14 protein-coding genes are annotated in these 14,235 nt (G+C 67.7%); 6 read left to right on the top strand and 8 right to left on the bottom strand.

The window, feature by feature from the left end; genetic code table 11:
- Positions 1-8 precede the first annotated feature (8 nt).
- The 8 genes from OKA11_RS22315 to OKA11_RS22280 all read right to left on the bottom strand — a co-directional run bounded on the left by OKA11_RS22315 (position 9) and on the right by OKA11_RS22280 (position 5,376).
- Positions 9-452 carry a DUF1622 domain-containing protein gene (locus OKA11_RS22315; RefSeq protein ID WP_007406411.1) on the bottom strand — a complete coding sequence of 148 codons (444 nt, stop codon included), beginning with the start codon at positions 450-452 and terminating at the stop codon, positions 9-11.
- On the bottom strand, positions 439-1,161 hold the full coding sequence (locus OKA11_RS22310) for a hypothetical protein (RefSeq protein ID WP_007406380.1): 723 nt from the start codon (positions 1,159-1,161) through the stop codon (positions 439-441). Before OKA11_RS22310 ends, OKA11_RS22315 begins: the two co-directional genes overlap by 14 nt.
- Complete coding sequence (locus OKA11_RS22305) at positions 1,158-1,886, bottom strand: hypothetical protein (protein ID WP_007406424.1); 729 nt, start codon at positions 1,884-1,886, stop codon at positions 1,158-1,160. Before OKA11_RS22305 ends, OKA11_RS22310 begins: the two co-directional genes overlap by 4 nt.
- Entirely contained in the window at positions 1,886-3,796 is a 1,911-nt protein-coding gene (locus tag OKA11_RS22300) for a 2Fe-2S iron-sulfur cluster-binding protein (protein ID WP_030089529.1), read from the bottom strand. Before OKA11_RS22300 ends, OKA11_RS22305 begins: the two co-directional genes overlap by 1 nt.
- A gap of 23 nt (positions 3,797-3,819) precedes the next feature.
- Positions 3,820-4,140: a hypothetical protein gene (locus OKA11_RS22295; RefSeq protein WP_007406382.1), complete on the bottom strand. Its 321-nt coding sequence runs from the start codon at positions 4,138-4,140 to the stop codon at positions 3,820-3,822.
- Between the two features lie 59 nt (positions 4,141-4,199).
- Positions 4,200-4,421 carry a hypothetical protein gene (locus OKA11_RS22290; protein ID WP_007406426.1) on the bottom strand — a complete coding sequence of 74 codons (222 nt, stop codon included), beginning with the start codon at positions 4,419-4,421 and terminating at the stop codon, positions 4,200-4,202.
- Positions 4,418-4,897 carry a heavy metal-responsive transcriptional regulator gene (locus OKA11_RS22285; RefSeq protein ID WP_267224435.1) on the bottom strand — a complete coding sequence of 160 codons (480 nt, stop codon included), beginning with the start codon at positions 4,895-4,897 and terminating at the stop codon, positions 4,418-4,420. The genes OKA11_RS22290 and OKA11_RS22285 overlap by 4 nt, the downstream gene beginning before the upstream one ends.
- A gap of 140 nt (positions 4,898-5,037) precedes the next feature.
- Complete coding sequence (locus tag OKA11_RS22280; protein WP_007406371.1) at positions 5,038-5,376, bottom strand: hypothetical protein; 339 nt, start codon at positions 5,374-5,376, stop codon at positions 5,038-5,040.
- A gap of 261 nt (positions 5,377-5,637) precedes the next feature.
- Here OKA11_RS22280 and OKA11_RS22275 point away from each other — a divergent pair, with 261 nt between their 5' ends.
- From OKA11_RS22275 to OKA11_RS22250, 6 genes are all read left to right on the top strand, one after another.
- Positions 5,638-6,000, top strand: coding sequence for a hypothetical protein (locus OKA11_RS22275; RefSeq protein ID WP_007406428.1), 363 nt, complete (start codon positions 5,638-5,640; stop codon positions 5,998-6,000).
- A 398-nt stretch (positions 6,001-6,398) separates the two neighbouring features.
- Entirely contained in the window at positions 6,399-7,661 is a 1,263-nt protein-coding gene (locus tag OKA11_RS22270) for a TolC family protein (RefSeq protein WP_267224420.1), read from the top strand.
- On the top strand, positions 7,658-9,148 hold the full coding sequence (locus OKA11_RS22265) for an efflux RND transporter periplasmic adaptor subunit (protein WP_267224418.1): 1,491 nt from the start codon (positions 7,658-7,660) through the stop codon (positions 9,146-9,148). Before OKA11_RS22270 ends, OKA11_RS22265 begins: the two co-directional genes overlap by 4 nt.
- Positions 9,145-12,288 carry an efflux RND transporter permease subunit gene (locus tag OKA11_RS22260; RefSeq protein WP_267224416.1) on the top strand — a complete coding sequence of 1,048 codons (3,144 nt, stop codon included), beginning with the start codon at positions 9,145-9,147 and terminating at the stop codon, positions 12,286-12,288. The genes OKA11_RS22265 and OKA11_RS22260 overlap by 4 nt, the downstream gene beginning before the upstream one ends.
- Entirely contained in the window at positions 12,285-12,689 is a 405-nt protein-coding gene (locus OKA11_RS22255) for a copper-binding protein (protein ID WP_007406376.1), read from the top strand. The genes OKA11_RS22260 and OKA11_RS22255 overlap by 4 nt, the downstream gene beginning before the upstream one ends.
- A gap of 281 nt (positions 12,690-12,970) precedes the next feature.
- Positions 12,971-14,233: a hypothetical protein gene (locus OKA11_RS22250; protein WP_007683327.1), complete on the top strand. Its 1,263-nt coding sequence runs from the start codon at positions 12,971-12,973 to the stop codon at positions 14,231-14,233.
- Positions 14,234-14,235: the final 2 nt, after the last annotated feature.

Genomic DNA, 14,235 nt, shown 5'->3' with positions numbered 1-14,235 from the left:
CCCATCTGCTATCCCTTGAGCGCTGTGCCGCATCCGGCGGCCTCAGCCGTCGCAGGCGACCCATCCGACGCCGCACGCGCCTTCTCCCGCGCCATCCGGGTTTCCTCCCAGGGCCAGTGGCCGTTGATCTCGACCCCGAGCGAGATGCTCAGGAAGGTCCGCACCAGCACCAGCCCGGCCAGAACGATGAGATCGTCGAGCGTTGGGTTGATCACCAGCGACTTGACGATGTCGCCGGCGACCAGAAATTCCAGGCCGAGCAGGATGCTGCGGCCGAGCGCCGAGCGGAACGCGCTATAGGCCTCGGTTCGGTCGCCCGCCCTCGCCCGCCGCGCAAACAGAAAGGTTGCGAGCCCCGCGCCGACCAGGATGGTCAGCGTGCCCGCCAGTTCCAGGCCGATCACCGCGAGCCGGAAGAAGGCGCTCAGCCAGTCGGCCTCAATGGTGATCATACCAGCCTCGCTTGCGGATATTGTTGAAGCTGTCGGTGGCGTGACAGGCATAGCATTGGTCGACGCGCGCCTTCGATCCGGCTGCGCGCTGCGAGACCATGCTGAAATGCTCCATGAAGTGACTCGGCGGCGCCTTGTGGCACTCGGCGCACTGCGTCGAATTGACCGATGGATGGCGGTAATTGGCGATCTTCCAGCTGTCGGTCTTGTGGCAGCTCGCGCAGTCGGTGCCGAACAGGCCCTGGTGCGGATCGCGGAACGCATGGCAGCTCGCGCAATTGAGCGCGGTCTCGGGGGTCAGGCTTCGAGTGTTTGTCGACATGCCCGCCAAAGGCTGCCGCCACTTCGCCATGTCGAGCAACGCGGCGTGATCCATGCGGATGATGCCGCGCTCTCCCTCATGTTCGACGTGGCAGGAGGTGCACTGCGTCGCTTTCGCGTGGAACTGCGTCGACTGCTTCGTCCCGAAATCGGTGCCCGCATGGCAGGTGAGACAGGTCCGGGTTTCGACGCCCTTGCCCGGCGTGTGGCAGGCCGTGCATTGGCCGGCAAAGGACTGGTGCGCGCTCGAGAGCGGGCCGGGCGAGACGAGCTGCGCCACCAGGCCGGCATCCCTCGGCGCGTCCGATCGCATCCGGATCGCGACCGCGGCGACCATCACCAGCAGGGCTGCGATGAAGACGGCGTAGGAAAGACGCTGCCAGCTCATAGCCAGCGCAGCCCGTAATAGATCGCCGCGCCGACGTGGAGCGCGAGCAGCGCGAAGATGAGACAGCCCAGCAGGATGTGCAGGAACCGCCACCGCGCGAACAGGGTGTTGGTTGCCTCTTCGGCACGGATCGCGAATTCGGTATCGGCCAGCGCTGCGGCGATCCCCGCCTTGTCCTGGGGGCGCTGGCCCGCGGACGCATCCCCGGCGACGAACAGATAGCGCTTCCAGCCCGACAGCGGCGGGGCTGCGGTATCGGCCTGCGTCGGCGCCGCCGGCTCCTCGAGGAAGGCGGCGCGAAGCGAGGCCAGTTCTGACCTGCGTCCGCGCAGCGCCCGACCAAGCTGGGCAAGCAGGTAGCGGCCGATGAAGCCGGTGATGACCGTCATCAGCAGGAGGACGGTCAGAAGCAGGCCGACCGGGCTTTCGAGCTTGTGCGCGGCGTGGACCAGACCCAGGATCGGCGCCAGCACGCCGGCATAGATGTGGATGGCGAGCAGGGTTGGCTTGCTGACGACCCGGGAGAGCGCCTTGTCGACCCAGGCGATGTGCTTGGCCGCGACATAAGGAAGCGTCAGCAGCATCAGCACGAGCGCTGCGATCCCGATGATCCCGCCGGCCAGGCTACCCGGAAAGCGGGGCGACACATGCACGAGATAGCCGAACGGGAACAGCAGCAGGAACGCGACCAGCAGGCCCACGGCAATGTCGCTGCGTTCGCGCATCAGGCTTCGACCACGAGCGGCGTGCCCGTCCCCTTCGCCTGGCACGCGAGCACATAGCCTTGCGCCTTGTCGGCGGGCGCAAGGCCGGATTCGACCTCCATCGTCACTTCGCCCTGCAGCAGCTTGACCACGCAGGCGCCGCATGTGCCCGCACGGCATGCATAGGGGATCTCGACGCCCGCGCCCTCGGCCGCCTCCAGCACGGTCTCGTCCGCGGGCAAGGCCGCCGACACCCCCGACACGGAGAAGGTCACCGTGCTCGGCGCCACCTCGGCGCTCGGGGCCGGCTTATCCGCTGGCGGGGGCGCGGGCTTGACCTCGAGATCCTCGTGGTCGGCCGGCAGCGAGGCCGGACCGAACGCCTCGGTGTGCAGCTGCGCTTCGGGGACGCCGAGTTCCGCCAGCACGCCGCGCATCGCGCCCATCATCGCCGGCGGGCCGCACATATGGATGCGCCGGCTCGCGATCTCCGGCACCGCGGCCAGGATCATCTCGCGCGTGATCGGCCCTTCGGGGCCCATCCAGACGGTGCCGGGCGCGCGCTGCATCGCGGCGACGACATGGAGGTTGGGAAAACGGCGTTCGAGCCGCTCGAGCTCGTCGCGGAACACGAATTCCTCGGTCGACCGTGCGCCGTAGAAGAAGAAGATATCACCCTTCCACGCGGTGTCGGTGAGATAGCGCAGCACCGACATCATCGGGGTGATGCCGACCCCGCCCGCGATCAGCACGATGCTCTGGGCATCCGTTCCCGTGAAGGTGAAGGCGCCGAACGGTCCGCTGACCTTCAGCAGATCGTCGGCGACGACCTTGTCGTGCAGGTATCGCGAGACCACGCCCTGCTCCTCGCGCTTGACCGTCAGTTCGACATAGGCCCGCTGGGTCGGCGAAGAGGCGATCGTGTAGGAACGGCGCGCGGTCTTGCCCGCTTCGGGCTCTACCTCGACCTGCAGGAACTGGCCCGGCAGGAAGTCGAACGGCAGCCGGTCGGCGGTCGGGTCCGCGAGCCGGAAGGTCAGCACGCTCGGCGTCTCTCGCACGATCTGGACCACGCGCAGCTGCCCCGCCCAGCTTTTGGGCTTGCGCAGCGACGCCCCAGCGGGTGCGGCCGCATTGCTCGGCGCGAGCCCGGCGCTGTCGGCAACGGGTGCAGGCGCGGGCGCAACCCTGGTAGCGGGAGGGGCAGCCTTCGGCTCCGGCTTTGCTGGAACCTTGGCGGTGGCGACACCGCCGGCGATCGCCCCGATCCGCCGCAGGCGGAAGATCTGCAGCGCGATAAGCGTGGCGCTCACCAGCCCCAGGAACAGCATGAGAAGGAGGTGCGAGGGCGAGATGCCGAACCAGTGATCGGCATGGCCGGGCGCGGCCTGGTCGATGTCGAGCTGATCGCGCAGCCAGGCAAGCCCGACCTCCCGGGGCGGCTGCAAGCCCCCGATCGCGCCCTGCGCGGCGGTGCCGGAGCGGAACAGGTCGGTTCCCTCGCGCAGGCGCCGCGCCGCATCGAGCCGGGCCGAGACCGTGGTCGCACGCGCGCCGTCGGCCGAGGCGGCGTTGATCATCGCCAGACCCGTGCTTACCCGTTCGCCGGCCTGCGCAGCGACCCGCTGCCTTGCCGCTTCGTCAAGCGCGGGAAAGGCGAGCAGCTGCGAGATGAAGCCGGTCCGGCGCGATTCGTGGCCGTGCTCATTCTCCCCTTCCCCATTGATCATGCGATCCATCATGGGGTTCATCATCTTCGCCATGTCCGACGACCCCGGCTCTGCCGGTGCGGACATGCCCCCGCCGGCCGGCATGCCTGCGCCATGATGCGCGGCATGATCCTCGCCCTCCTGCGCGCCCGCGCTCGCGGACAGGCTGAGAGCGATTGCGCAGCCGAGGCTCAAGCGTCGAAGGCTGATCCGCCTGGACATCCTCATCCCCTTAGTGTGCGAGCCTACATATCCTTCATCGGCATCGCCGCATTGCCCGGCGCGGGATCGGGTGCCGGCGCGGTCTGGTTGCCGGCCCCGGCGCGCATCGCGTCATGGTCCATCGCCTGACGGTGATGCCGCTCCATCTCGGCCTGGTTGCTCATCGCGTCCATCGGCGCCGCGTCTGCAGCGTTGCCGCTGTCGGTCAGGACCGGGGTGGCGGCGACGCTGTTCGCCGCGGGCGGCACCGTCTGGTCGGCCTGGCGGTCGCAGCCCGAAAGCGCGAGCGCCAGCAACAGGCTTCCGCCGACAAGTGGAAGGGCTTTCTTCGCATGGTCGATCATGGCTTTGCTCCTTGGCTTGAAAACTGTGTCCGGGCGCCATCCCTGGCGTCCGGACCGGCTCATTGCGCGCTGCGCAGAATCCGGAGACACCGGTCGTGCGAGAGGTTCATCGGGTTGCGCCCCTGCCCCTTCATCTCGCCATGATCATGCGGCGTCTGGAGACCCATATTGCCCTCCATCGCCCGGCAACTCTCGACCTGCGCCGAGGTCGGCCGCGTGGTCACACAGGCGCCTAGAAGCAGCGCCGGCGTGAGGACGGCGATCAAACGCATTTTCTTCATGACAAAACCCCTTTCGCTCGTGGTGATCGTTCGTCCTGCGCTGCCTGATGTTTCTTGTTATGCTGCTGGTCTTTCCGCCGCGCCGTCAGGAAGGCGAGGATCGGGCAATCGGAGACCGGCACTTCGCCCGGGCATTCGTCGGCGAGCATCCGCAGCATGTCGCGGATATCCGACAGGCGCTCGAGCCGGGCTTCGGCGTCCGCGATCTTGGCAAGCGTGATATCGAGCACGGCCTGGGCATGCGCGGTGTCCGACGCCCTGAGCGCCAGCAGCTGCCGGGCCTGTTCGAGTGTGAAACCAAGCTCCCGCGCCGAGCGGATGAAATTGACGCGCTCGAGGTCGGTCGCGTCGTAGAGCCTGTAGCCCGCTGCCGTGCGCGCGGGCTCGCGCAGCAGGCCCATCCGCTCATAATAGCGGATCGTATCCCGCCCCACGCCTGCGGCCGCGGCCAGTTCGCCGATCTTGAAATTGCCCATGTCATCCGCTCGATCATGCCGGTTGGACCATGGTCCAGGGTCAAGCGGTTTCGCTTTGACCCCGAACGGTCTCCTCGTCGCCGGCGGCCCGCTGCCCCGACGCGTCGCAGGGCAGCCCGTGCCGCCGGGCCACCGGCTTGTCAGTTCTTGCGAAGCTCGACGATGTCGTGCCTGGCAGGCGTGCCGTCGGCGACGGACACGTGCGCGAAGTGATCGTCAAAGATATGGTCGATCGTCACATGGCCGACGAGCTGGCGGTGATAGGTCGGCGCCACGCCCTTGGACGGACCCGGATGGGTCACGACGCGATAGACCTCGAGCTTCTGGCCGACCTCGGCGCCATCGGCCTTGCCGATGCAGACGACCGTGCCGTTGCTGCCCGTGTCGACGATCGAGCCGCGCATGAACAGGCTGTGCCCGATGCCCTGGGCCATAGCGGGGACGGCAGCAAGCATCGAAATGCCGGCAAGCGCGACCATGAGAGTTTTTCTGACCATATTCACCTCCTTGGATGGTAAGCCACCGCCCGGACTTTGCCGAGGGGAAGAGCGTCTCTTCAGGCTTGGGACTACGGTCCCGGGTCCAGCCTCGATATACGTAGAGGCCGCAGCCGATCTTCTTCCCCGGGCCGGATCTTTATTGACGCGGAGTTGACGGAATCAGCCGTCAGCACTTCAAAATCCGCGCGGCGCGAGACTTTGGTTGGCTGCGCCCGCGAAACCCGCTAGATATCGAGGCCCGTGAAACGCCTGCTCGCCCTCCTGCTCGTCATCGGAGCGCTGTCCGGTCTCTTCGGAGCCCAGATGGCGGCCGCGCACAGCGTGCCGCAGGCGGCAGGCGCGCCGCTGGCCAAGGGCATGGATGCGGACTGCATGGCGATGATGGCCAAGCAGCAGCCTGCGCCCAGCGAAAAGCCCTGCAAGGGCCTGACGCTCGATTGCATCGCCGCGATGGGGTGCGTGATCCCGCTGGTCGCAGCGGACCTGGCAGGCGGCGTTGCGCCTGCGCGTCTCTACGACGCGCCCAGCTTCTGGACGACCGACACGATATTGACCGGCAAGGCGGTTGCGCCCGAGCCGGATCCTCCCACCAGCCTTGCCTGATTGAACGAGCACGGGCTGCGCGCATCGATCGATGCGTGCGCGCCCGGTTTCCTTCTTTTCAGTCAAAGGTTTTCGTGATGATCAAACTGCTTCCGGCCGCCCTTGTGGCGGCCCTCAGTCTCGCCGCGCCTGCGCTTGCAACCGACGCGAGCCGCACGCCGCAAGGCCATTGGGAATGGCGGTCGGCGCCGCAATATGGTCCGCGGGCGACTGGCCCTGCGCGTGTCCGCATATGGGTGCCCGACAGCCGGGACATGGCCAGCTGCGATTGCGCGATGATGCAGGCAAGCGCCGCCGACTGCATGCGCGGCGCAGTCAGGTCGGACAAGGGCTAAACCCGCTCCGGAGCGGCGCGTCACATCTTGGCGCGCCGCCTCTGTCATGAGGGGATGATATCCATGATCATGATGCCGAGGCGCGCTGTGCGACGCCTGTTGCTCTCTATCGGTGCGACGCTTGCGAGCGCCTGGGCCGTGCCGGTGTCGGCCGGCCCGCTCACCTACGAGCAGGCAGTGAGGCTCGCTGCCGCCAACGCGCCAAGCCTCAAGGCGCGCGCGGCGGCGACAGCCGGCGCCCGCTCTTCGGCGGTCGCGGCCGATCGCCTGCCCGATCCGACGCTCGACCTGGGCCTGCAGAACTTCCCGGTGAGCGGCCCCAATGCCGGCAGCTTCACGCGCGACGATTTCACTATGGCGACGATCGGGTTCAGCCAGACCTTCCCCAATCTCGCCAAGCGCCATGCACGCGCCGCGCGCGCCGCGGCCGATATCGGTATCGCCGAGGCGGGCGAGCTGATCGAAGGCCGCAACGTGCGGCTCGAGACCGCCCTCGCCTGGGTCGATCTCTATTATGGAGAACGCCGGCTCCGGCAGCTCGACCTGCTCGATGCCAGCCTCGACGACCTGCAGAAGACCGTGACCGCACGCCTGGCGTCGGGCAGCGCGCGCCCGAGCCAGGCGCTCGAGCCCGACCAGCTCCGCGCCGCCATCGCCGATCGCCGCGCCGAGATGGCTGCGGTGGTGGCGCAGGCGCGGGCCCGGCTCGCGCGCTATACCGGCGACCCCGACCCGCAGGCGACGGGCGACCCGCCGATGCTCGATGTCGATCCGATCCGGCTGCGGGCCGAAATCGATGCGCTTCCCGCCCTGCGCGCGCAGGACGCGCGGATCGCAGTCGCCGAAGCGGACGTGCGTCTCGCGCGCGCCGACAAGCGCCCCGACTGGAAGGTCGGCGTCACCTATGGCCGGCGCGATCCCATGTACGGCGACATGGCCTCGGTCGGCGTGTCGATCGACCTGCCGCTGTTCGCCGGCAAGCGCCAGAACCCCAGGATCGCTGCAAGCGAGAGCCTTGCGCAAGGGGGTCGGTTCGACCGCGAGGCGATCCGCCGCGAGCTGGTGGCGCAGCTCGACGCCGATCTCGCAGACCATGCCATGCATCTCTCCCGGTTGCGCAATGCCCGCGAGACGCTGGTGCCACTCGCCAGGCACCGCGCCGAGCTCGACCGCGACAGCTATGGCGCCGGCAAGCTCGACCTTGGCGCCGCGCTGCTCACGACGCTCGGGCTCGCGGAGGCCGAGGTCGAGGCGCTCAACCGCGAAGCCGACGTCGCGCGCGACGCGGTCCGCATCACTATCACCTATGGGGAGGAGCGGCCATGACGCTCGATAAATCCGCGCTGCGCTGGGGCGCATCGATCCTGGCTGTCGCGCTGCTGGCCGGCGGCACAGGCTATTGGGCTGGCCATCGCCAGGCACCGCAATCGGAGGCGACCACGCCCGCCGGGGCAGGCAAAGTCCTTTACTGGTACGATCCGATGTTCCCCAACCAGAAGTTCGACAAGCCCGGCAAGTCGCCCTTCATGGATATGCAGCTCGTGCCGCGATACGCGGACGGAGGAAGCGCCGGCGCGGCCCCCACGGTCGCCGTCGATCCCGCCGCGCGGCAGAGCCTGGGATTGCGGGTCGTCGCGGCGAAGATGGGCAGCCTTGCCTCGGCCCTCGAGGTCACCGGCACGATCGACTTCAACCAGCGCGACGTCGCCGTCATCCAGGCGCGTTCGGGCGGGTTCGTGAGCCGCGTCTATGCGCGAGCGCCCGGGGACGTGGTCCGCGCCGGCGCGCCGATCGCGGACCTGCTCCTGCGCGAATGGGGCGGCGCGCAGACCGAATATCTGAGCGTCAGGCGGCTCGGCAAGCCCGACCTCACCGCGGCCGCGCGCCAGCGACTGCGGCTGATGGGCATGTCCGACGGCCTCATCGCCAGCGTCGAGCGGAGCGGACGCCCGAACGGCGTGGTGACGATCACGACGCCGATCTCGGGCACGATCCAGACGCTCGACGCCCGTGCCGGCGTGACGCTCGCCATGGGCCAGACGCTCGCCCAGGTAAGCGGGCTCGGCACCGTCTGGCTCAATGCCGCGGTGCCCGAAGCGCGCGCGGGCGATGTCCGGGTCGGCCAGAATGCCAGCACCACGCTGGCGGGCTTCCCCGGCGAGCGCTTCGCCGGCCGGGTGATCGCGATCCTGCCGACCACGCAGGCCGACAGCCGCACGCTCACCGTGCGGATCGAGCTGCCCAACCGGGACGGCCGGTTGCGGCCGGGCATGTTCGCCAGCGTCGCGCTTGGCGGCGATGCCAAGCCGGCGCTGCTGGTGCCGAGCGAAGCGGTGATCCGCACGGGCAGGCGCACGCTCGTCATGCTGGCCGCAGGCGACGGGCGCTATCATCCCGCCGAGGTCCGCATCGGCCGCGAGGCAGGCGGCGAGACCGAGATCCTTGCCGGCCTGTCGCCCGGCGAGAACGTCGTCGTCTCGGGGCAGTTCCTGATCGATTCCGAGGCGAGCCTGTCGGGAATCGAGGCGCGGCCGATCGGCGGCGGTGCGGCATCGGCGACCATCGCCGCGCCGGCGTCGAAAGCCACGCTGTACGAGACGACGGGCAAGATCGAGCGGATCACGGCCAATTCGGTGACGCTCAGCCACGAGCCCGTTCCCGCGCTCGACTGGCCGGCGATGACGATGACCTTCGCGCTCGCCAATCCGGGCATCGCGCGCGGCTTCAAGGCGGGTGACCGGGTCCGGTTCGGGTTCGACCGGCCCCCGGCGGGACCGACGCTGCGGCATATGGCGAAGGTGGCGGGCCAGTGATCGCCCATCTCATCCGCTGGTCGGTGAGGAACCGCTTCTTCGTCGTGCTCGGCATGCTCGCGCTGGTCGGCGCGGGCCTGTGGGCGGTGCGCTCGACCCCGATCGACGCGCTGCCCGATCTTTCCGACGTGCAGGTCGTGATCCGCACTTCCTATCCGGGTCAGGCGCCGCAGATCGTCGAGAACCAGATCACCTATCCGCTCACCACCACCATGCTGTCGGTGCCCGGCGCCAAGACGGTGCGCGGCTATAGCTTCTTCGGCGACAGCTTCGTCTATGTGATCTTCGAGGACGGCACCGATCTCTACTGGGCGCGCAGCCGCGTGCTCGAATATCTCAACCAGGTCCAGGGTCGGTTGCCGGCCAGCGCCCGCAGCGCGCTCGGGCCGGACGCGACCGGGGTCGGCTGGGTCTATGAATATGCGCTGGTCGACCGCACCGGCCGGCACGATCTCTCGCAGCTTCGCGGGTTGCAGGACTGGTTCCTGCGCTACGAGCTGAAGACCGTGACCGGCGTGGCCGAAGTCGCCAGCATCGGCGGCATGGTCAAGCAGTACCAGGTGCTGCTCGATCCGGTGAAGCTCGCGGCCTACGGCGTAACCCACGCCCAGGCAGTGCAGGCGATCAGCCAAGCCAATCAGGAAGCCGGCGGCTCGGTGCTGGAAATGGCCGAGGCCGAATATATGGTCCGCGCCTCGGGCTATCTGAAAACGCTCGACGATTTCCGGGCAATCCCGCTCAAGACTGCGGCGGGCGGCGTGCCCGTCCGGCTCGGCGATGTCGCCACGATCCAGGTCGGCCCCGAGATGCGGCGCGGCATCGCCGAACTGAACGGCGAAGGCGAGGTCGCCGGCGGCGTCGTTATTCTTCGGTCAGGCAAGAACGCCCGTGAGACCATCGCGGCGGTCAAGGACAAGCTCGCCGATCTCAGGAAAAACCTGCCGCCGGGCGTCGAGGTGGTCACGGTCTATGACCGCTCGCAGCTGATCGATCGCGCGGTCGAGAACCTCACCCGCAAGCTGGTCGAGGAGTTCATCGTCGTCGCATTGGTCTGCGCCCTGTTCCTCTGGCACGTCCGCTCGGCGCTGGTCGCGATCCTGACCTTGCCGCTCGGTGTGCTGGCCGCGTTCGTCGTAATGCGGTTCCAGGGGGTGAACGCCAACATCATGTCGCTGGGCGGCATCGCCATCGCCATCGGCGCGATGGTGGATGCGGCGGTCGTCATGATCGAGAACGCCCACAAGAGGATCGAACGCTGGGAGCAGGATCACCCGGACAGACATCTCGATGGCGAGATGCGCTGGATCGTCGTCACCGAGGCGGCGGCCGAGGTCGGGCCGGCGCTGTTCTTCAGCCTGCTGATCATCACGCTGTCGTTCATTCCGGTCTTCACCCTGGAGGCGCAGGAAGGCCGGCTGTTCGCGCCGCTCGCCTTCACCAAGACCTATGCGATGGGCGCGGCCGCGATCCTGTCGGTGACCCTGGTGCCGATCCTGATGGGCTGGCTGATCCGGGGCCGCATTCCGGCCGAGCAGGCCAATCCGGTCAATCGCTGGCTCACCAATATCTACCGGCCCGCGATCGACTGGACGATGAAGCGGCCCAAGGCAGTGCTGCTGATCGCGGCTCTGGTGTTCGCCACCACGGCCTGGCCGCTCAGCCGGCTCGGCGGCGAGTTCATGCCCAATCTCGACGAGGGCGACCTGCTCTACATGCCCTCGGCGCTGCCGGGCCTCTCGGCCGCCAAGGCGAGTGAGCTGCTCCAGCAGACCGACCGCCTGATCAAGACCGTGCCCGAAGTCGAAAGCGTGTTCGGCAAGGCCGGCCGCGCCGAGACCGCGACCGATCCCGCGCCGCTCGAAATGTTCGAGACGACGATCCAATTCAAGCCCCGCGACCAGTGGCGGTCGGGCATGACGCCCGAACGCCTTGTCGACGAGCTCGATCGCCGGGTGAAGCTTCCGGGTCTCGCCAATATCTGGGTGCCGCCGATCCGCAACCGCATCGACATGCTCGCGACGGGCATCAAGAGCCCGATCGGGGTCAAGGTGTCGGGCAGTGACCTCGCCGAGCTCGACCGCATCGCGCATGATGTCGAGACCGTGGCCAGGAGCGTGCCCGGCGTCAGCTCGGCGCTCGCCGAGCGGCTGACCGGCGGACGCTATGTCGATGTCGACATAGACCGCGCCGCCGCCGCGCGGTTCGGGCTCAACATCGCCGACGTCCAGGCCATCGTCTCCGGCGCGATCGGCGGCGAGACGATCGGCGAGACGGTCGAGGGCCTCGCCCGCTACCCGATCAGCGTGCGCTATCCGCGCGAATTGCGCGACAGCCTCGACGGGCTGCGGGGGCTACCGATCCTGACGCCCGCGGGCCAGCAGATCACCCTCGGCACGGTCGCCAATGTCACGATCGCCGAAGGGCCGCCGATGCTCAAGACCGAGAATGCCCGGCCCTCGACCTGGGTCTATGTCGATGTGCGCGGGCGCGATCTCGCCTCGGTGGTTGGCGATCTGCAACGCGCGGTGGCGAGACAGGTTCGGCTCTCGCCGGGGGTCAGCATCGCCTATTCGGGCCAGTTCGAATATCTCGAGCGCGCAGTCGACCGGTTGAAGCTGGTCGTGCCCGCGACGCTGCTGATCATCTTCGTGCTGCTCTACCTGATCTTCGGCCGCTTCGACGAGGCTGCGCTGATCATGGGCACGCTGCCGTTCGCGCTGACCGGCGGCATCTGGACGCTCTATCTGCTGGGGTTCAACCAGTCGGTTGCCACCGGGGTCGGGTTCATCGCGCTCGCCGGCATCTCCGCCGAGTTCGGGGTGGTGATGCTGATCTATCTCAAGAACGCGCTGGCAGAGCACACCGCAAATCCGGACGCCGCCGAAGTCGAGGCCGCCGTGCGCGAAGGCGCGCTGCTGCGCGTCCGTCCCAAGGCGATGACGGTGGCGGTGATCCTGGCCGGCCTGCTGCCGATCCTGCTGGGATCAGGCGCGGGTTCGGAGGTCATGAGCCGGATTGCCGCGCCGATGATCGGCGGCATGCTGACCGCGCCCTTGCTCTCAATGTTCGTCCTGCCCGCCGCCTATGTGCTGTTGCGCCGGCCCAAGACCGATCCCATCCCTCAACCCGTTTCATCATGAAGGAGAAGACGATGAACCATGCACGACTGACCATTGCCCTCGGCCTCGCCGCCCTGACTGCCGCGTGCGGCAAGAAGGCGGAGGCCCCCGTTGCGACTGAGACCAACGAGGCGGCGCCCGCCGCGACCATGAGCGGCGACATGGGCAACATGTCGATGGCGCCTGACGCGAACGCCGCGATCAAGGCCAAGGGCCATGGCACCGTCACCGCGATCGACAAGGCGGCAGGCACGATCACGCTCGATCATGGTCCGATCCCGGAGGCCAAGTGGCCCGCGATGACGATGGCGTTCAAGGCCGCGCCGTCGATCACCGATGCGGTCAAGGTCGGCGACAAGGTCGATTTCGACCTCTCGCTCAAGGGCAGCGATGGCGAGGTCACCGCGATCGCAAAGCAGTGATCCGCTAAGTTCGACCGGAAAAAGCTGGTTGCGTCGCCGCTCCCGGGCGGCGACGCCCGTGCCGGCCGTCTGCCTGGCTGTGCGCCCGGTCGACGGTTGCGACCGGCAACGCCCAATGCCAGCGGCGTTTCCCTGCGCGATCACCGACAATTTGAGCACGCTTCGCGGATCGCACATTGAACGTGCAAGCCGCCCTTGCTCGCGATAGCCTGAACGGCAAGGAGCCCAGTTTAGATGACCCAGCCAGTATGACCTTGTTACCCGCGACACATCATGATCTCGTGAGCGAGCTTGTCCGTCGTTGGCGAGACGATCCCGGCGCCACCTATCGCTCCTGGTTTCTGTGGGACGAACGGCTGAAAAACTTCCGCTCCATCCGTCGCGGGCTGCAGCAGGTGGTCGCAGAAATCGAAAGTGGGCGGTTCGGCGTCGCCTATCGCGGCTCGTCACTGGAAACGGTTGTCCACTCGATCGCCGAACAGCGGCAGATCTTCAAGGGCGCCGACCATGCCTGGCTGTGGAAGCCCAAGCTGCGCATTCCAGACATCTACGAAAGCCCGGACAACCAGCGGGCGTTCGGTCGCCTGCTCGACAATTGCTCGTGCTGCGATACCGCCGAGGAGATCATCAGCCACATCCGCAGCATAGACGCGCTCAAGATCAAGGGGCTGGGGCCGGCGGCGGCCAACCTGCTCTATTTCCTTCACCCGACGCTGGTGCCGCCCTTCAATACCGCGATCGTCAAGGGCTACAATGCCGTCACCGGCGCCAAGGTGAAGCTCGGGTCATGGGATCATTTTCTCGCCATGCGCGCCGGCATCCTCGACCTCAACGACCGTTACCGCGAGTTGCTCTCCAACGATCTCGGCGCGATCGGCGGACTGTTATTCGACATTGGCTCGGGCCGCTATCCCGCGCCACCGCTGGAGGATGACGCAACGGCGGCCGACGACTGGCTCGGCAGATTGGAACATGCCAGAGCGGAGGCAAGCCGGCTCGACAAGACAGCCGCCGCGCAGGGCGAAACCGATCGCACGCACGCCGAAATCCAGGCCTGGCTGCGCGACCTCGGCCATGCCCTCGGTTACGATGTGTGGATCGCCGCCAATGACCGCGGTCGACTTCACGCTGGCTGCCCGCTTGGACAGGGATGCCTCGAGCGCCTTCCAGACGCCATTGCGACCTCTCCCGGAGCGGACTCGATCCGCCTCATCGACGTGTTGTGGCTGGCGAAGGGTGGCGACGGCGTCGCCGCCGCGTTCGAGGTTGAACATTCGACCTCGATCTACTCGGGGATCGTGCGCATGCTCGATCTGGCGCTGTCGGGGAGCGATCTGCACGCTGCCGCCGGGCTATTCCTGGTCGCACCGAATGCGCGCGAGCAGGACGTTCGCGCGCAACTCCGTCGCCCGGCTTTCAGCCGTATTGCCGATCTCGACTTCGCCTATCTGCCCTATGGCGAGCTGGAGAGAAACAGGGACGCGATCGCTCGTTTTGGAACGGGATTGAAGGCCATCAAGGCGATCTCAAGCCCCCTTCCCTGAAA

It is taken from the genome of Novosphingobium clariflavum (assembly GCF_026420865.1).
Classification (GTDB): domain Bacteria; phylum Pseudomonadota; class Alphaproteobacteria; order Sphingomonadales; family Sphingomonadaceae; genus Novosphingobium; species Novosphingobium clariflavum.
This window is presented reverse-complemented; position numbering and strand designations above follow the sequence as displayed.